Origin of the sequence: Lelliottia wanjuensis, assembly GCF_030238365.1 — a bacterium.
Classification (GTDB): domain Bacteria; phylum Pseudomonadota; class Gammaproteobacteria; order Enterobacterales; family Enterobacteriaceae; genus Enterobacter; species Enterobacter wanjuensis.
Genome location: NZ_JASSOT010000067.1, coordinates 43655 through 62352, shown reverse-complemented (window position 1 = coordinate 62352; position 18698 = coordinate 43655). Strand labels below are relative to the sequence as shown.

General features: G+C 52.5%; 14 protein-coding genes, 2 tRNA genes and 1 pseudogene. 7 read left to right on the top strand and 10 right to left on the bottom strand.

The annotated features are described in order from the left end of the window. Positions 1–158 precede the first annotated feature (158 nt). Both QQF33_RS20155 and QQF33_RS20150 read left to right on the top strand, forming a co-directional pair. Positions 159–2339, top strand: a complete 2181-nt coding sequence (locus QQF33_RS20155) for a type I secretion system permease/ATPase (RefSeq protein WP_285150210.1) — start codon at positions 159–161, stop codon at positions 2337–2339. Continuing rightward, on the top strand, positions 2336–3511 hold the full coding sequence (locus QQF33_RS20150; protein ID WP_285150211.1) for an HlyD family type I secretion periplasmic adaptor subunit: 1176 nt from the start codon (positions 2336–2338) through the stop codon (positions 3509–3511). The genes QQF33_RS20155 and QQF33_RS20150 overlap by 4 nt, the downstream gene beginning before the upstream one ends. Positions 3512–3546: 35 nt before the next feature. Here the strand turns inward: QQF33_RS20150 and QQF33_RS20145 are convergent, their stop codons facing one another. Next, entirely contained in the window at positions 3547–4431 is an 885-nt protein-coding gene (locus QQF33_RS20145) for a MarR family transcriptional regulator (protein WP_285144688.1), read from the bottom strand. Between the two features lie 372 nt (positions 4432–4803). Between QQF33_RS20145 and QQF33_RS20140 the strand changes: the two genes are divergently transcribed. Continuing rightward, entirely contained in the window at positions 4804–6252 is a 1449-nt protein-coding gene (locus tag QQF33_RS20140; protein WP_285150212.1) for an EAL domain-containing protein, read from the top strand. Between the two features lie 82 nt (positions 6253–6334). Here QQF33_RS20140 and QQF33_RS20135 read toward each other — a convergent pair whose 3' ends face one another. After that, on the bottom strand, positions 6335–7186 hold the full coding sequence (locus tag QQF33_RS20135) for an aldo/keto reductase (RefSeq protein ID WP_285150213.1): 852 nt from the start codon (positions 7184–7186) through the stop codon (positions 6335–6337). 268 nt (positions 7187–7454) lie between these two features. After that, the gene (locus tag QQF33_RS20130) at positions 7455–7754 is read right to left on the bottom strand and encodes a hypothetical protein (protein ID WP_285150214.1); all 300 of its coding nucleotides are present in this window, start codon (positions 7752–7754) and stop codon (positions 7455–7457) included. Positions 7755–8325: 571 nt separating this feature from the next. On the opposite strand from QQF33_RS20130, the gene QQF33_RS20125 reads away from it, so the two are divergent. Next, on the top strand, positions 8326–8763 hold the full coding sequence (locus QQF33_RS20125) for a hypothetical protein (protein ID WP_285150215.1): 438 nt from the start codon (positions 8326–8328) through the stop codon (positions 8761–8763). 130 nt (positions 8764–8893) lie between these two features. Here the strand turns inward: QQF33_RS20125 and QQF33_RS20120 are convergent, their stop codons facing one another. Continuing rightward, complete coding sequence (locus QQF33_RS20120; protein WP_285150296.1) at positions 8894–9778, bottom strand: LysR family transcriptional regulator; 885 nt, start codon at positions 9776–9778, stop codon at positions 8894–8896. 173 nt (positions 9779–9951) lie between these two features. Here QQF33_RS20120 and QQF33_RS20115 point away from each other — a divergent pair, with 173 nt between their 5' ends. Both QQF33_RS20115 and QQF33_RS20110 read left to right on the top strand, forming a co-directional pair. After that, a complete protein-coding gene (locus QQF33_RS20115; RefSeq protein ID WP_285150216.1) occupies positions 9952–11088 on the top strand; it encodes an alpha/beta hydrolase in 1137 nt (378 codons plus the stop codon). A 140-nt stretch (positions 11089–11228) separates the two neighbouring features. Beyond that, complete coding sequence (locus tag QQF33_RS20110) at positions 11229–12422, top strand: MFS transporter (protein ID WP_285150217.1); 1194 nt, start codon at positions 11229–11231, stop codon at positions 12420–12422. Between the two features lie 178 nt (positions 12423–12600). Here QQF33_RS20110 and QQF33_RS20105 read toward each other — a convergent pair. The 4 genes and pseudogenes from QQF33_RS20105 to mdtK form a co-directional block, all read right to left on the bottom strand. Continuing rightward, positions 12601–13009 (bottom strand): annotated as a pseudogene (locus QQF33_RS20105) (alpha/beta hydrolase); the annotation flags it as partial. Between the two features lie 295 nt (positions 13010–13304). Then, positions 13305–13381: transfer RNA gene (locus QQF33_RS20100), tRNA-Val, on the bottom strand. 20 nt (positions 13382–13401) lie between these two features. Continuing rightward, positions 13402–13478 (bottom strand) — tRNA-Val (locus QQF33_RS20095). Between the two features lie 153 nt (positions 13479–13631). Beyond that, on the bottom strand, positions 13632–15005 hold the full coding sequence (gene mdtK / locus QQF33_RS20090; protein ID WP_282493297.1) for an MdtK family multidrug efflux MATE transporter: 1374 nt from the start codon (positions 15003–15005) through the stop codon (positions 13632–13634). Positions 15006–15233: 228 nt separating this feature from the next. On the opposite strand from mdtK, the gene QQF33_RS20085 reads away from it, so the two are divergent. Continuing rightward, complete coding sequence (locus tag QQF33_RS20085) at positions 15234–15875, top strand: riboflavin synthase subunit alpha (RefSeq protein ID WP_285155283.1); 642 nt, start codon at positions 15234–15236, stop codon at positions 15873–15875. Positions 15876–15969: 94 nt separating this feature from the next. Here the strand turns inward: QQF33_RS20085 and cfa are convergent, their stop codons facing one another. Together cfa and punC are read right to left on the bottom strand one after the other, a co-directional pair. Further along, positions 15970–17118: a cyclopropane fatty acyl phospholipid synthase gene (cfa, locus tag QQF33_RS20080; RefSeq protein ID WP_285150219.1), complete on the bottom strand. Its 1149-nt coding sequence runs from the start codon at positions 17116–17118 to the stop codon at positions 15970–15972. Between the two features lie 296 nt (positions 17119–17414). Next, a complete protein-coding gene (punC, locus tag QQF33_RS20075; RefSeq protein WP_285158475.1) occupies positions 17415–18599 on the bottom strand; it encodes a purine nucleoside transporter PunC in 1185 nt (394 codons plus the stop codon). Positions 18600–18698: the final 99 nt, after the last annotated feature.

The following is an 18698-nucleotide window of genomic DNA, read 5'->3' as shown; positions in this document are numbered from 1 at the left end:
GATCCCCGCGGCCTTTTGCGTTTCTTTACACCAAATGTATTAACCCTATATTTCACAAGATTATTTTGCGGACCTGTTTAGAAACCGTTCGATTATAAATCGTTCCGCAAGGGTACTATTTCAGTGATAAATTACCGCACTGGACAGGACGTAGCATTATGAAGACACATCCGCAGTACGAACCCTGGTTGCAGGGTATGCTCATCATCGCAAAGCACTACCGGCTGGATTTCTCTGCGGAGCATGTCCGGGTCACCATTAACCACGAGAGTCAGTCCCCGCGCCAGCTGGTGCTGGAAGAGATGGCGCGCCAGCTCGGACTGGGGCTGCGTGAAGTTGCCGCAACGCCGGCCTCCTTCGACCCGTGGCGTTTGCCGCTGATCGCTGAAATGAGCGAAGGGCAGATTGCGGTGATCAACCGTATGGACAACGAAGGGAATGTCAGCCTGCAGTTTAGCGGGGATGGCGGTCTGGAAACGGTGCTGACCCGTGAGGCGCTGGGCACGCGCTTGCAGCGTTTACTGGTGCTGCGCCCGCTGGAATCCACGCCGGATGCGCGCGTCGATGACTACATCAAGCCCTACGAAAAAAACTGGTTCTGGCAGCTGGCGCTGAAAGACTGGCGTCGTTACAGCGACATTATGCTGGTGGCGATGGTCGCCAACGTGCTGGCGCTGTCCGGGATGCTCTTTTCCATGCAGGTGTACGACCGGGTGGTACCATCCCAGTCCGAAGCCACCCTGTGGGTGCTGTTTGGTGGCGTCATGATCGCCATCTTGTTCGAATTCATCATGCGCATGCTGCGCGTGCATATCTCCGATGTGGTGGGGAAACGCGCCGATCTGCGGATCTCTGAGCGCGTCTTTGCCCACGCGCTACGCATTAAAAACGGTGCTCGTTCCAAATCAACCGGCTCCTTTATCGCGCAAATCCGCGAGCTGGAGTCGGTGCGGGAACTGATCACCTCCACCACCATTGCGGCGATCTCCGATCTGCCGTTCTTCCTGCTGTTCGTGTTTATTTTGTGGATGATTGGCGGCCCGCTGGTGCTGGTGGTGCTCCTCGCCGTGCCGTTGCTGCTTATTCCTGGCCTGCTGGTGCAGCGTCCGCTGGGGAAACTCTCCAGTGAAGGGATGCGCGAGTCGGCGATTCGCAACGCCACGCTGGTGGAAGCGGTGCAGGGCATCGAAGACATCAAACTGATGCGCGCTGAACAGCGTTTCCAGAATCAGTGGAATAACACCAATGACGTCGCCGCCAACGTGGGGATGAAACAGCGCTGGCTGACGGGGCTGCTGCTGACCTGGACCCAGGAAGTGCAGTCGATTGTCTACGCGGTGGTGTTGCTGGTGGGCTGTTATCTGGTGATCAGTGGCGACATGACCACGGGTGCGCTGGTGGGCACCTCGATCCTGGCATCTCGCACGATTGCGCCGTTATCGCAGATTTCCGGGGTGCTTTCGCGCTGGCAGTCGGCAAAAGTGGCGCGCAAGGGGCTGGACGATCTGATGCAGCGCCCAATTGACGACCCTCTGCAGGGTAAGAAAGTGCATAAAGCGCACCTGCGCGGCGACTATGCCCTGGAGGACGTTGGCTTCTGGTACGACGACGAGGAAAAACTCAAGGTGCTGGAGATCGGCAAGCTGCAGATCCGCGCCGGGGAGCGCATCGCGGTGCTCGGGCGTAATGGCTCCGGGAAAAGCACCTTGCTGCAGCTACTGGCTGGCATGCAGGAACCACAGCAGGGCAGCATTCTGCTGGACGATATTGCCCTGAACCATCTCGACACGGCCGATGTGCGACGGGACATGCAGTTGCTCGGCCAGCAGGCGCGGCTGTTCTTTGGCTCGGTGCGCGACAACATCATGATGGGCAATCCGCTGGCAACCGATGATGAAATTCATCAGGCGCTGGTGAACAGCGGGGCGCTGGAGTTCGTTCGCAAACAGAAAATGGGGCTGAACTACATCATCAACGAAGGCGGCGCAGGGTTATCCGGTGGGCAGCGGCAGGCGCTGCTGCTGGCGCGCGCGCTCATCACCTCGCCGAATATTTTGCTGCTCGATGAACCGACCGCCTGGCTGGATGAGATGAGCGAGAAGCAGTTTATCCAGCATCTCGATCAGTGGCTGGGCCAGCGCCGGACGCTGGTGGTGGCGACGCATCGTCTGCCAATTCTGGATCTGGTTGACCGCATTATTGTGCTGGAAAACGGCAAAATTGTGATGGATGGCCCGCGAGACGCGATCCTGCGCCAGCACGGCATGGCCGCGCAAAAGGCACCAAAACGCACTGTCACCATGAAAGCGGCGGCGATGACTGAGGAGGGGTTGGCATGAATGATTTTTCCCGCGTTAACAGCCGTCTGAAAGAGCCGCGTCTGCCTCGTTCAACCTGGGTGGCATGGTCGCTGTTTTCACTTCTGGCCGTATTCGTCGGCTGGGCGAGTCTGTTCCAGCTCGATGAAGTGACCACCGGTAGCGGCAAAGTCATCCCGTCCTCGCATGAGCAGGTGATCCAGTCCCTCGAAGGGGGGATTATCCATAGCCTGCTGGTGCGCGAAGGTGACATCGTTGAGCGCGGGCAGCAGCTCGCCCAACTGGACCGGACGAAAACGGAGTCGGGCGTGCTGGAGAGTGAGTCCCGGCTGAATGCGGCCCTGGCAACGGCCGCGCGTCTGAATGCGGAGGTGAATAACACGGAGCTGGTGTTCCCGTCAGAGCTGGATGATGACGTCGAACTGGTCAGGCAGGAAACGGCGCTGTATCAATCCCGTCGTGAAAGCCTCGACAAAGGAGTGGCGGGTCTGCGTCAGGGTGCCGATCTTGTCCAGCGTGAGCTGTCGTTGACTCGTCCGCTGGTGACTCAGGGGGCCGCCAGCAAGGTGGAAGTGTTACGCCTTGAGCGGCAGAAAAATGAGTTTGAGAGCAAGATCACCGAGATGCAAAATCAGTATTACGTCCGCGCCCGCGAAGAGCTGGCGAAGGCAAATGCTGAAATCGAAGCGCAACGTTCGGTCATGAAAGGCCGGGAAGATTCCCTGACCCGACTGGCGTTTACGGCTCCGGTCCGCGGAATTGTGAAAGATATCGACGTGACAACCGTGGGAGGCGTGATTCCGCCGAACGGCAAACTGATGACCCTGGTCCCCCTTGATGACCAGATGGTGATTGAAGCCAAAATTTCACCCCGCGATGTGGCCTTTATTCATCCTGGTCAAAAAGCGCTGGTCAAAGTGACCGCTTACGATTATTCCATCTATGGCGGGCTGGACGGTGAAGTCACTATGATTTCCCCGGACACCATCCAGGATGAGGTCAAAAGAGACGTTTACTATTATCGGGTTTATATCCGCACAGACAGTAATCATCTGACCAATAAGCAGGGCAAAGAATTCCCTGTCTTTCCAGGGATGATCGCAACCGTTGATATTAAAACCGGCAGTAAGAGTGTGCTGGATTATCTGTTAAAACCACTGAACAAAGCGCGGGAAGCGTTGCGGGAAAGATAAAAAAATGGCGGTCGGTTAACCGACCGCCTGCTTAATTATACGGCAGCGTGAAAACTGATTGCCGCCAGCCGTTCTTTAGGGTGAATATTCAGATAGTGAGTGACATAGGCAAAGTATAACCCGCAATAATTTTCCACCAGTTGAATAAAGCTGGGGTAAATCGTAATAAAACCATCTTCCCGATCTTTGAGATATCCTGCCTCCTGCGCCGCCTTAATGATGCGATTAACATGGATGCGCGAAACATAAAATTCCTTGGCAATCACGCTCGCCGAATAGTCAATAATCGCGCCATGGGAATTTCTGTTTTTCATTGCCTGTAAATAGAGATACAGCATGATCATGCGCCCCCCATCTTTATCAATAAACAATCCCACGTCGGGCAAAATCTTTTTAAAGGTCACGCCCCGGAAAAGATACTCAGCGGCACGATGAAAAAAACTATGGCGCAGCGCCGTATTGTCCAGGAGATTAATATTGATATTGTAATCTGGATATAATGTGCTCACCGGTAAAAACGCACCCGACATATAGCGCTTAAGTTCATCCAGCCCTTTTTGCGTCGGCTCGATCAACATTTTTCGTCGGTCCTCGCTGCAGCGCCAGGTACTGATTCTGCCGGTCGTTCGGAGTAAGGTAATAATCGCGATCACGCTATTCGGGCTGGCTATTTTATACCGTGCGCATAACTCTTTGATTTCTGAGACGGAAGAGGCCTGGTTGCCGAACACAAAGCAGCACATCGATAACACAATGTTAAGCCTGGATTCCTGAAGCATTGTTTTATAGAACAGGGGTTGTTTCTTGTAGATTGAATCATTAATGGTGAAATGCTGTTTTATAGCTTCACTGAATCGAGGGTTATTTTTGATAACGTCCCTTCGATGCAGCAATGCCCTGGATGAAATGAGTTTATCCATGCGGTTGCCCTATATTAAAGCGAGCCAGTAAGTGCTGTGTTGATGTCAGTCGGAACTTTCGTAGATAATATTATACATTGGGTGAATGTATTTTACTTTTGTTATTTTAAAAGATAACACCCTCAGACGCGATAAGAATGTAATTGGATGTAATTGCATTAGCAACGCAGGGAAATTAAATCAAATATGTACGCGCTCATTCTGTATTGTTATTGGCATTAAATGCTTTTAATGTCTTTTATCTGTAAAGAAGCGGTTTTTTACTCTTTTTAAAGACGTCTTTTATGGTGGTGATAATAAGGGTTTGGTATGATATTTTACGTTTCTTCTTTACGAAGTTCATTGCATCTACTCTTTTTACAGGAGGTCATTGTGGCCTGCGAAGCGCTTATCTATTACCCGAATCCTATTAAACATAAATTCGTCATTACGCCCTGCGGTTTTACCTGGCAGGGCTATGATATGCTGCTTGCACGTGATGCCATCCGTTCTTCACGTATTATGACTCAGGGTGATACGGCCACCGAACGAGAAGTCAATGACATCTGTGGTGATGCTGACAGGTGTATTTCTGTTTTTTTAAAAGGCGATCTGCCCACTATTTTGCTGACGTTAAAGAAGAGCATTTCATTACTCAACGCGCTTCCCTGTAGTGTGACGATGACTATTTACTGTAGTCTGCCCGCTACCTGGATTTACCGTATGGTGTTGAGTCTCATCAAAGACAGATATAAGCTTAAAACCATCCGCATTGCCAGTTTGTCGCACTCCTGTGAGGATATTCTTCACAATGATTTCCCTCGTCTGGAAGATGCTGTACGGCTCGATGAAATGTTAACCGGCAATCTGGCAAAAGGACTGACATCACGAGAGCTGGATGTTGTGCTTAACGCCTACCGCGGAATATCGGTTAAACAACAATCAGAAATGTACGGTCTGGACGTCAAAACGATATATACGCACCGTACGGAAGGGCTGCGTAAATTACAATTTATTCAGCCCTGGCTGAAGGATGTCTCTTTTATTCGCATCAGTGCAGATCCAGCAGACGTGGAGAGTGAAAAGCATAGCGATCGTCAGTCTGAACTGATCAGGGCATTGATGAGGCGGGAAATTTTCCCTGTTTATCAGGTGATTACGGACGGAAATAAAAAAGTGGTCGGGTTTGAAATTCTCTTACGCTGGGATCGTAACGGCGAGATCCTTAAACCTGTGAGCTTTTTGACCGATCTTCATGATAAAAAAATCTGGCTGCAGATGACGGCCCTTGTGATTGATGCGGCAGTGAAAGGGATCAATAAATACAATGGCAAATATTATTTCTCGGTCAATATTCCCCCGGAATTAGCCGGAGGGAACGCATTACCTGATATGGCAAAAAAAGCGGTCGAATTACTCTCGAACGTGGCCTGGGCAGAGAAGCTGGTATTCGAATTTGCTGAGACCATTGATGTCACGCAGAATAAAGAAATTCCTTTCGCGATGCAGCGTATTCGTGATACCGGGTGTCGCCTGTTCCTCGATGACTGTTTTTCCAGCGACTACGCGATGTTTCCTGTCAGACAGATACGTTTTGATGGGCTGAAATTAGATCGCGATCTTGTTGATAAATTCTCGGCAAATGAAGACGACTACAGTTTGATTAAGGCTATCCAGTTTTACAGCGATATGACCGGCGGAGCTTGCGTGGCAGAAGGGGTCGACAGTGAGGATAAGTTCGAAAAACTGGCCGCAGCAGGGGTGAAAAGTTTCCAGGGATATTACCTTTCGAAAGCCGTCAGGGAAAAAGATCTCGACCGAATGATCAGGCAGTTTAGTTAGTCCTGGGTGTCGAAAATGAAAAATCCACGCAAGGGCGTGGATTTTTGCTGTTTGTGAGTCGTGATAAGACAACCGAAACGAGTTAAACGTCCAGCTTACGGCCCGTCAGCCACTCCACCATGGCGGGATCGCGGTGAGAAAAGAACGCGCTGGTGGCGGTATCAAGGGCAGCAATCTGCAGCATATCTTCAGCGCTGAGTTCAAAATCGAGAATGTTGATGTTCTCTTCCATACGCGCTTTGCGCACCGATTTCGCCAGCGAAATGATGCCTCGCTGGAAGATCCACCGCAGCACAACCTGACCCACGCTTTTGCCGTACTTCTGGCCTATCGCCGTTAACACCGGATGCTGGAACAGACCATTTTTGCCTTCCGCAAAAGGCGCCCAGGCTTCCGGCTGAATGCCGCGGCTCTGCATCCAGGGCACCGCGTGAAGCTGCTGGTTGAAGGGATTCACTTCAACCTGGTTTACCGCCGGGACAATGTTGTTGAAGGCGATAAAGTCGGCCAGTCGGTCGGGGTGGAAGTTACTCACACCAATGGCGCGAATTTTCCCCGCCTGCTGCAGCTCTTCCATCGCTCGCCAGGCCCCGTGGACATCGCCATAAGGCTGGTGAATCAGATACAGGTCAACGTAGTCCAGCTGCAGCCGGTTCAGCGAGCGCTCAAACTGGGCTTTAGCCCCCTCGTAATGCGTATCCTGCAGCCAAAGTTTGGTGGTCACAAAGAGCTCGTGACGTGCGATACCGCTCTGTTTCAGGGCGTTCCCGACCTGAGTTTCATTCTGGTAAGACGCGGCGGTATCGATCAGGCGGTAGCCCGTGTCGATAGCGTCGATCACGGCGCGCTCGCATTGGGCGGCATCCGTCATCTGGAAGACACCAAAGCCCAGCAGGGGCATGTCAATACCGTTGTTCAGAGTTACTGATTGCATGAGGTTATCCTTTCGCTGTTGTGTGGGAGAAGCATAACGGGGAATGATTTATTTGATTAGGTAGGGTAATGCGCTAGGGTTTATTAGGTAGGCTCATTAATTGGGTGGGGTCAGCTTCGTGCCATGAGCGGAAGATGGCGTTTTGTATAGTAAGTAGGTCAAAACCTGACAAATCACTTAGTGATCTTCTGGAGTCAAGCAATATCAGTGCTTGCTTATAGATGAAATTGTGCTAATACCTCGAATCTGAAATGGACACTAGGGTAATTTATTTTTTCATTTTATCCAGAATTGCTTTGAACAATTCGAGACACCTCCAAATGTCATCATGTGTATCACCATCCCAATCGGGAATAGTGCACAACTCCGCATTGAGCTGCTTTATAAGGATATGCGCATCAGCAACTTCATCCTTACGACATTTTGATGCGATACGAGATATCGCTCTCGGAGAAAGGCTGTCGTAGGGGGACGTGGTGGTGCGTTCAGATAAAATGAGTTTTTGTAATTTACGCATGGAATCGACATACCCGGCTAAGTAGTTCGGCAACAGAAAGTTATGGCACATGCTGATTATTCCTGATTCAGTACGCTAAGCAAACAATAACATCTTAAACCTCCGCTCCTCATTCATATCTGACCTGACATTAGCCACACTCCCTCAGAAAGCAGGGAGATCAGCACGATCGCCCCGCGTCGTTGGCTGAGAGATGACAATAAATTCGACTGGAGATTGAGTTCTGTTGCAGGTCTGACGCAGTGATTCGTGTAAATTATTCCGACCAACACATTGATTTAAATGATGTAATCATCTGAAGGAAATTACATTCAACAACGAGATCCTCCTTCCAGTAATACCCATTGTCGATATCCGGTTATCGCCGTATTCTTCTTTCGCACCTGCAAAATCAGGTACCGGGATTGACCTCCCGAACTACACATTGAGGACACACTTGGCGCAATCGCACCATTTTTGTGTCGTGCACACGGCTACGCTACAATGACGGGCCGGGTGGGGGCGTCGCAAGACGCGCCGATATCCAGTGTGGTCGGTAAGGTCAACCCCGCCCGGTTCTGTCACCCGTGAGATTGACCTCTCCAGTGACGGTAATTTCAAAACACACATTGGAGTTTTCCCCATGACTACCATTTTCACCCCCGCTCACGATTTACTGAGCGTCCCGTTCAGCGCCGCGACAGACTTCACCGAGCTCGCCGACTGCTGCGACCGTTTTGCTGAAACCCTGATGGAGTGCCATGAACCCGCGTACAAACTGGCGCTGCTGGGCCGAATCAGTGCGTGCCTCGCGTTGCTTCGCCCGACGCTTAGCGAACCCATCCCTGCGCATCTGATCGAGCGCTTTACCGTCGACACGCTGCCGGAAGCGCCGTCTTATTTTGAGCCGGATGCCGAAGCCTTGTGTGATTACTGCCAGGCGCTGACTCAGCTGCTGTGCCAGCAGTCGCTGTTACCGGACATGGAAAAATCGCTGCGCGGTTTGCTGTGCGAACTGATGTGGATGTTCGCCGGGGAGCTAAATGCACCGCGCTGGTCCTGTCAGCAGACTGCGCACTAAAAAGCGGTGTAAAACCTGTAGGCCGGATAAGCGGCAGCGCCATCCGGCTTTTTTGTTGATGGGGGAGTGGTCTACTTTGTGCCAACAGCAGACCTTTTACCCTTACATGTGTATAAGCTCGTCCTCAGTCCTAAATTCTCAATGTATCGATAACCGCTCGTAGAGCAGGCGACACATTGCGGTGCGGATAATATAGAAATGAGCCTTCCAGGCGTTGGCTGTAACGTTGTAAAACTCTGATGAGCGAACCCTGTTCTAAATCCTCAGATACCAACTCCTCCGGAACATAAGCCAGTCCCAGGCCCAGCCTGGCCGCTTTGGCCTCCATATAGCTGTCCGCGAAAACCCACTGCCCCTGCGGCCGATGGGTGATTTTTTTACCGTTATGGTGAAGTTCCCATGAGTACAGTTTCCCGTCGCCAAACTGATAAGCGATGCAGGGATGAACCGCTAAATCTGTGGGGGCTTGCGGAAAGCCATAGCGACGAAAATGGTCAGGCGTGCCGACAACAGCCATCTCCATGTCTGGGGAAATACGCACAGCAACCATGCCACTACCTACTTCAGGCCCCAGGCGAACACCCGCATCAAACCTTTCGGCAATAATATCGACAAATCGGCTTTCGCTAATGAGTTCCAGTCGGATATCCGGGTAGCTCTTCTTAAATACCGCAAGCTTTGGCAGAAGCAATTTATCAATAGCATGCTGACTGGCATTGATGCGTACCGTCCCCGATGGGGACTGGCGATAATGAGCCAGCGTGTCCAGTCCCATATCTAAAGCGTCGAATCCTGCTTCAATGGTCCGGTAGAGCTTTTCACCGGCATGGGTGAGCGATAATCTGCGCGTGGTGCGCACCAGGAGCTGAACTCCCAGTCGTTCTTCAAGTTCCCGAACTGAACGGCTTATTCCTGATTGTGCCAGGCCAAGGCGATGTGCTGCTGCTGTAAAGCTCCCTTCCCGTACCACCTGCATAAACAGGTACAAATCGTTATAGTTTTCCCGTTTCGCCATCATTCTGCTCCCGAAACCACATCTTAATTTAGAATAATTTGGTATTAATCCTAGCACTTAACACCCTCTAATCAGCACTATTTCTGCTAACTATAATGAGCGCATTGCTACAAAGCACAGCAGTGTTGTCCGTATGAAACCTGTTTCAATCACGTTTTATAAGGGGAGTTTTGATGACTGTTTTCACCCAAAAACTGGCAACTGCGATACCCGCCATGCTGCTATGTGCATCATTAAGTGGAGTCACAAACATGAGTTATGCTGATACAACTAATCCGAACGCGCCTGTTTCGCTGGTCGAAAAATGGGATAAAACATTCCCTGAAAGCAAGAAAGTGGATCACCGTAAAGTGACCTTCCAGAACCGTTATGGGGTCACTCTAGTGGGGGATCTCTACATCCCGAAGGATCGTGGTGAGCGTAAGCTGGCGGCCATTGCCGTCAGTGGGCCTTTCGGCGCAGTGAAAGAGCAATCTAGCGGACTGTATGCACAAACGCTGGCAGAACAGGGGTTTGTTACCCTGGCGTTTGACCCTTCGTATACGGGAGAAAGCGGTGGCTCTCCACGTAATGTCGCCTCTCCGGATATTAATACCGAGGATTTCAGCGCGGCAGTTGACTTCTTAGGTCTGCAAAAAGAGGTTGATCGCGACCGTATCGGGCTGCTCGGTATTTGCGGCTGGGGCGGCATGGCCTTAAACGACGCCGCAATGGATACCCGCGTGAAAGCGGTGGCGACCAGCGTGATGTATGACATGAGCCGTGCGATGGGGCATGGTGTGGGTGATGGTAAAGACCGCTATTCAACTAAAGATCGTCGCGCAGTACTACAGTATCTGAACGCACAGCGTTGGAAAGATGCGGAAAATGGCACTTACGCGCCCGGCGGCCATGACATTAATGTTGATGAGAAGGGTAACGTCAGTGCATCGGATCGTGTTTTGCCGGAAACGTTACCTGCCAATCCTCATCCTGTTTTGAAAGAGTTCTTTGACTATTATCGCATGCCGCGTGGTTTCCATGCGCATTCGGTCAATTCAACCGGGGCCTGGAATGCGACTATGCCGCTGTCATTTATGAATATGCCGCTTCTGAGTTACGCCAATGAAGTCACTATCCCTACACTTATTGTGACCGGCGAAAAAGCCCACTCACGCTATTTTGCCGAAGATGCCTTTAAGGCCATTGGCAGTAAAGAGAAAGAGCTGGTGATTGTTCCGGGGGCAAACCACGTTGATTTGTACGATAACGTTGCGGGCAAGATCCCTTTCGATAAATTTGAGCAGTTTTTCAAAGCTAATTTAAGATAACGACCTGAAACCGCCTGCTAATTGCAGGCGGTTTTAATCGTTCGCTCCCCATTCTCATCCACATGTTCTCGTTATTCTCTGAATAGCGTCTGTCCCGGCTGTTCTGAATCTCGCCGCGTCCATATAAAGAGATGCTGATAATGTCCATAGTAAGTCTTAAAAAATCACCTAAAAAAACAGATGCGCACTGGGGTGGCGTGTTTGCCATGACGCTCTGCGTTTTTGTACTAATCGCTTCCGAATTTATGCCGGTCAGCCTATTGACGCCTATTGCCCGCGAGCTGCACATCACGGAAGGCCTGGCAGGCCAGGGAATTGCAATATCTGGCGCGCTGGCGGTACTGACCAGCCTGACTATCTCCCATATCGCCGGAGATCTGAATCGTAAATATCTTCTGCTGGGGCTAGCTGTCCTGATGGCCATATCTGGATTGGTTATCGCCGTGGCACCCAGCTATCCGGTTTATATGCTGGGTAGGGCCCTGATTGGCGTCGTCATCGGTGGATTCTGGTCACTCTCAGCTGCAACCGCCATTCGGCTCGTACCGCAGCATCAGGTTCCCCGTGCGCTGGCGATTTTTAATGGTGGGAACGCGCTGGCTACCGTTGTGGCTGCGCCACTTGGTAGCTATCTGGGGACAACTGTCGGCTGGCGTGGGGCCTTTTTATGCATCGTCCCCCTGGCGATAGCCGCGTTCATCTGGCTATGGGTCAGCCTGCCCACTATGAAAAGCGATAAAAAACAAAAGCTAGAGGGGACTCTGCTTCGTCTGTTCAGCGACGCCATTGTACTAACAGGACTGCTAGCTTGCGGGCTCTTCTTTATTGGGCAGTTTGCCTTATTTACCTATGTGCGCCCCTTTCTTGAGAACGTGACCAACGTAGGTCCTGCTGGGTTCTCACTGATTTTGCTCGCAATAGGCGCAGCAGGTTTTGTCGGCACATTAGCCGTATCGATATTCCTGAATGCCAGGTTGTATCAAATTTTAATAATGATTCCCCTGCTTATGGCAACGGTAGCCGGTACATTATTGCTGTTCGGACACAGCATCTGGGCGGTTACAGTTTTGCTAAGCCTGTGGGGGTTACTGGCCACGGCGGCGCCAACGGGATGGTGGACATGGATTGCACGGGCGCTGCCCGAAGATGCAGAGACGGGTGGTGGTCTCATGGTTGCAGTGATCCAGCTTTCGATTGCACTTGGTTCAACGGCAGGAGGAGTGGTATTCGACAGTCTGGGATGGCAAAGTGCTTTCGGCTTGAGTGGGTTACTACTGCTGGGGGCGTCAGCGATGACTTACGTCACATCTCTTCAAAACAGTAAAGCGCACTAGCACAATCCATTTATTTCAGGCGTGCGCTTAATTATGGCATATAGCAGAGAGCCGAATGTCTGCTTTTCGCTCATAGCAGACATTCACGCTTAACAGCCTCCCGCCAGGATTCGGCCACTTTTACAACGCTGATGCTCATATTGAGCTTTCACCAACGAAGGCTCATTCCCATCTCATCCTACTCTAGCCTTTTCTCTTTCAGAAACTCACACACAAAATCCGCAATCTGTACGTTATTCAGGTCAGAGAACGGGAAGTGGGTATTCCCTTTAATCCCTGACTCGGGCAGATGCGTCACCGTCACATCCCCGCCATGCTTATTGACCACGTCACGCCACTCGCGAGCCATCGCCAGGCGTACGCGCCAGTTGTCCTGCGCGGGCATGGCGACAGGTTTATCCGGGATGTTATCGCCGTAAATAATCAGAATCGGGATTTTCGTCAGCGCCATAAACTGTTCCAGCGGTACGGGCTCACCTTTCAGCGTGTCGAACGCGCTTGGCATAGGGGCGGGGGAGTTCTTTCTCCGGGAAGACAAAACTGCTGCCGGGCTCGAAGGCGACAATGGCTTTGACCTTGTCGTTTCGAGACCTATTGGGTGCCTAAATACGTTGACCAGGCGTTGCAAAAATTAGACGTCTTCTTCGATAAGAATATCTAATCCGACGCGGTGCCAGACTTTCCGGCTGGCCTTTTCATAAACGCATCGCGAACCCAAGATTACCAAAAGCGGAGTGAAAGATAATTACGTGAAATAACCAGGGGCTATGAATGAAATTCATAAATCAAAAGGGGAGAGGTTTGCCAGCAGAAAGGTATAACTGCAGTATGGCTTTTGGAATTTAACAGGGAGAATTCAGAAAACTGAGGAGTAAAGCGAAATGGTGCGTCCGAGTGGACTCGAACCACCGACCCCCACCATGTCAAGGTGGTGCTCTAACCAACTGAGCTACGGACGCACTGTACAGATTTTTTTGAATGGTGCGTCCGAGTGGACTCGAACCACCGACCCCCACCATGTCAAGGTGGTGCTCTAACCAACTGAGCTACGGACGCATCATGTTGTCTGTGACAACGGGGTCGAATATTAGCGACAGTGAGTGGATGAGGCAAGAGGGAAAATGCAATTTTCTTCCGTATTTCACGCGATTGCTGTATTCCCGCGCAAAATGAGGAGAAAGTAGCCGCCCGAAGGCGGCTTACGGATAATTAACGCGCAGCGCGCTGCAAAATGATAGTCGACGGCTGGCGTTGCAGGAAGCGCATGCGCAACATCATCAGGATTGCGGCGGAGGTTAAGCCGATGATAAAGCCCATCCAGAAACCGGCCGGGCCCATTCTGTCGACCACCAGATCCGTCAGCGCCAGCACGTAGCCGCTCGGCAGGCCGAGCACCCAGTAGGCGATAAACGTGATATAGAAGATCGAGCGCGTATCTTTATAACCACGCAGAATGCCGCTGCCGATCACCTGAATCGAATCGGAAATCTGATACACCGCCGCCAGCAGCATCAGCTGTGAAGCGAGGATCACTACTTCCGGGTTGTCGTTGTAGAGCAGGGCGATTTGCTCGCGCATCACGACGGTGAAGATCGCGGTACAGGCCGCCATGCACACGCCGACCATCAGGCCGGTCCGTGCCGCGGTTTGCGCATCCAGCGTCGAGCCCTGGCCCAGACGATAGCCGACGCGGATGGTGGTGGCTGCGGCGAGCGACATCGGCAGAACGAACATCAGCGAGCTAAAGTTGAGGGCAATCTGGTGGCCCGCCACGTCGACAATCCCCAGCGGCGACACCAGCAGGGCGACGACCGCAAACAGCGTCACTTCAAAGAACAGCGCCAGCGCGATAGGCAGGCCCAACTGGACCAGACGCTTCATGACCTCCATATCCGGCTTACTGAAACGCGGCTCGTTACGGATATCACGCATCGAACGCGCGCGTTTGACGTACCACAGCATGCTGATAAACATCACCCAGTACACCGCCGCTGTCGCCACGCCACAGCCCACGCCGCCGAGTTCCGGCATGCCAAAATGGCCGTAGATAAAGACGTAGTTCACCGGAATATTCACCAGCAGACCGATAAAGCCGAACACCATGCCGGGTTTGGTTTTGGCCAACCCTTCGCACTGGTTACGCGCCACCTGGAAGAACAGATAGCCCGGTGCGCCCCACAGCAGCGCCCGCAGATAGCCGACGGCTTTGTCGGCCAGCACTGGGTCGATATTGTGCATCGAGCGAATAATATGGCCCGCATTCCACAGCACAATCATGATAAGAACAGAGACCGAACCGGCGAGCCAGAAGCCCTGGCGCACCTGGTGGGCAATTCGATCGCGTCGGCCTGAGCCGTTAAGCTGGGCGATAACCGGGGTTAAGGCCAGCAGCAGCCCGTGGCCGAAAAGAATGGCCGGGAACCAGATAGAGGTACCGATCGCAACGGCGGCCATATCGGTGGCGCTGTATCCGCCCGCCATGACCGTATCCACAAATCCCATTGCGGTTTGAGCGACCTGCGCGATGATCACCGGTATTGCCAGTGCTAATAACTGACGCGCTTCATTCATGTACTTCTGCACGTGAACACCTTTTGTATTGTTGTTATTTGAGAGACTAAAAAACCCGCCAAAACTGGCAGTAAGAAGAAGATGCAGGGGGAATGCCAGCTATTGTAGCGGGGATTCTCTATTTATCTAGTGAAAAAATCGCCAGAAAATGCGCTCCGCTGGCAACCTCTTTTTCCAACTGTTATTGTGATGCGATTAAAACGGTGTCACCACCGTTGGGATAAAACAGGAGTGGTAAGCATGTTTACTGGTATTGTGCAGGGCACCGCAAAACTGGTGTCCATTGATGAAAAACCCAATTTCCGTACCCATGTAGTGGAGCTGCCGGAATATATGCTCGACGGTCTGGAGACCGGCGCATCGGTGGCCCACAATGGCTGTTGTCTGACGGTGACAGAGATTAACGGGAATCGCATTAGCTTTGATCTGATGAAAGAGACGCTGCGTATTACCAATCTCGGCGAGCTGGTGGTGGGCGATATGGTCAACGTTGAGCGCGCGGCGAAATTCAGCGATGAGATCGGCGGGCATTTAATGTCGGGCCATATTATGACCACCGCTGAAGTATCCAAAATTCTGACTTCGGAAAATAATCGCCAGATCTGGTTTAAGGTCCAGGACTCCTCATTAATGAAATACATCCTGTACAAAGGATTTATTGGCGTGGATGGGATTAGTTTGACGGTAGGTGAAGTCACGCCGACGCGTTTCTGCGTGCATTTAATTCCGGAAACCTTGCAGCGTACGACGCTGGGGGCGAAAAAACTCGGCCATCGCATTAATATCGAAATTGATCCGCAGACCCAGGCGGTTGTGGATACCGTTGAGCGCGTGCTGGCGGCGAAAGAATTAGCGAGTCAATTGACGTCGGAAGACGAATAAAATAAACCCCGGATTGCCGGGGTTTATTCATTGAAGATGAGCACGTTTGTTGCCGGGTGGCGCTGCGCTTACCCGGCCTACAAAACCATTTAACTCACCGCGCCACGCGCAATCCGTGCTCTACGCCACGGCTAAACACCACCTGCCAGAGCTGAATATCCCGGGCGCGAAACGCCCCTGCGCAGGCATTCAGGTAATAGCTGAACATCCGTTTGAAGCGTTCCGAATAGTTATCAGCAATTTCCGGCCATGAGGCGATAAAACGCGAATGCCAGGCCATCAGGGTCGTGTCGTAATCCGCGCCAAAGTTGTGCCAGTCTTCGACAATAAAGTGCGACTCGCTGGCATCGGCAATCTGGCGAACCGAGGGCAGGCAGCCGTTCGGGAAGATGTATTTGTTGATCCAGGGGTCAACGGAATGGTCGGTTTTTTTGGAGCCGATGGTGTGCAGCAGGAAAAGCCCTTCCGGTTTCAGGTTGCGGTCAGCAACGGTGAAATAGGTGTTGTAATTCTTCGGACCGACGTGCTCGAACATCCCCACGGAGACGATACGGTCAAACTGGTCGTCCAGATCGCGATAGTCCTGCAGCAGAATGGTCACATCCAGACCCGCACAGCGCTCCTGCGCCAACTTCTGCTGCTCGGCGGAAATGGTCACGCCGACAACGCTCACGCCGTAATTTTTCGCCATGTAATAAGCCAGTCCGCCCCAGCCGCAGCCGATATCTAAAACCCGCATGCCGGGCTGAAGCTGCAGTTTTTCGCAGATTAAACGCAGCTTGGCCTGCTGTGCGTCTTCGAGGGTGGTAGCGTCTTTCCAGTAGGCGCAGGAATATTGCATGAACGGGTCAAGCATCCGGCTGAAAAGATCGTTTCCGAGATCGTAATGCTCTTTCCCGACAATCCACGCCCGCTTTTTACTTTGCAAATTGAGCAATCGCGCAGAGGCGATACGCAGGGTGTCTTTCAGGCGGTGAGGGAGCTGGTTTTCCAGCCCGGCGCGCAGAACGTTATGGAAAAACATATCCAGCCGCTCGCAATCCCACCAGCCGTCCATGTAGCTCTCGCCCAGACCGAGCGAACCTTCCTGCAGAACGCGTTTGAAAAAATCGGGGTGTTTTACCTGAATATCGGATGGGGCAGACCCGTTAATCGCGACGCCCGCCCGACTCAGTAATTCATTGACGATCCGAAACCAGTCATTGTCCCGGACATTGACTTCTTCTATACACGATGAACTCATAGCTTCTCCATCACCTGCTGTGATCAGAACCTTCAAACAGCGTAGCCGTTTTTTATGGTTTGTGAGAAATCCCACGGTTTTTCCGCGAGGCTAATATCCGACGTAGAACAGAGGAAGGGAGATAACCCTTACCGAAAGGCCTTCCATGGTAAAACGGGAGCACTCCGGCTCCCGTTAACACATAATATTTATCGTATTTGTGTGAAGCAAATTTAGTATAGGCTGCAAAAAACGGTGATTCAACCGAAAGTTATTAGCAGCCTAATCACTGAAATGTCACATAATTGCTGGCGCGATTATGCCTGCGCCGTTTCGCTTATCCGATCTTTCGCTGAGGCCTGCATGCGATAGCCCAGCGCGGCGAGAACCACGGTCGCCAGCATCACGCTGGTGGTGGTCATCAGCGGGGTGGCGATGAGCGCCGAAACAATCAGGCTTGCCAGGAAGCACAGACCCAGCTGCAGGGTGTTTTGCAGCGCCGCTGCACGCCCCGTCGCATGCGGGAACGGACGCAGCGCCTGCGCCACCACGATAGGGTAGATCGCACCGTTCGCCACGGCCATCACACAGAACGGGATCAGAATCTCCGTCAGCCCGACGTCTGGAATAAAGCCAACGGCCCAGGTCCCAATCACACTCACCGCGAAGAGCACCAGCAGCCACGGCAGCAGCTGCTGTCCAGGCCATTTTTGCAGCGCCGCGCGGCAGCCATAACCACCGACCAGGAAGGCGATGGTCTGCGGGACATAGCTCAGGCCAATCACCGCCGGGCTGTAGCCCATATCGTGCAGAATAAACGGCGAACCGGTCAGCCACGCAAAGAAGCTGGCGGAGCAGGCGGCGTAGACCAGCACGTTGCCGCGATAGGCGCGGGAGCGCAGCAGGGAGAGGAAGGTGACGCGATTATCCGTCGTTTCAGCCGGTTTGGCTGGCGCCGGTTTCAGCGCGAAGGCCGGTAACATCAGCACCAGGGTGATGATAAACAGGGTGGCGAAGATCGCCTGCCAGTCAAAATGCACCAGGATCCAGCTGCCGAGCAGCGGGGCCAGGGCCGGAGAAAGACCGACCAGCGGCATGATGGTGGCAAAAATGCGGTTCACGCGTGACGCGGGATAGTAGTCCGTGACCAGCGCCTGCCAGGTCACCGCCGCGGCACACACGCCGAACGCCTGGATAAAACGCAGTACCAGAAGCCAGGTCGCATCGCGCACCCAGAGCATGCCCAGACAGCCGACGGCAAAAATCGCCAGACCTAAGAGTAAAATCGGTTTACGACCATAGCGGTCGGAGAGCGGTCCCCACAGCAGCTGCGCGAAGGCAAAACCGGCGAGGAACAGACTCAGGCTGGCGCTGATGGCGGCGGCAGGGGTCTGTAAATCCGCCTGCATCGCGGCAAACGCGGGCAGGTACATGTCGGTGGCCAGGAAGCCCAGCACGCTTAAGCCGCCGAGCCAGACCAGGAATCCTTTGTTGGGTTGCATTGTTTTTATTTCCTAAAGAGGGCAGGTATTCACTGGCGCAGAGTGTAGGGAGTGCAAACTGCCTTGTGAAACGCTAATATTTGGTGGTTGCATTCAAAA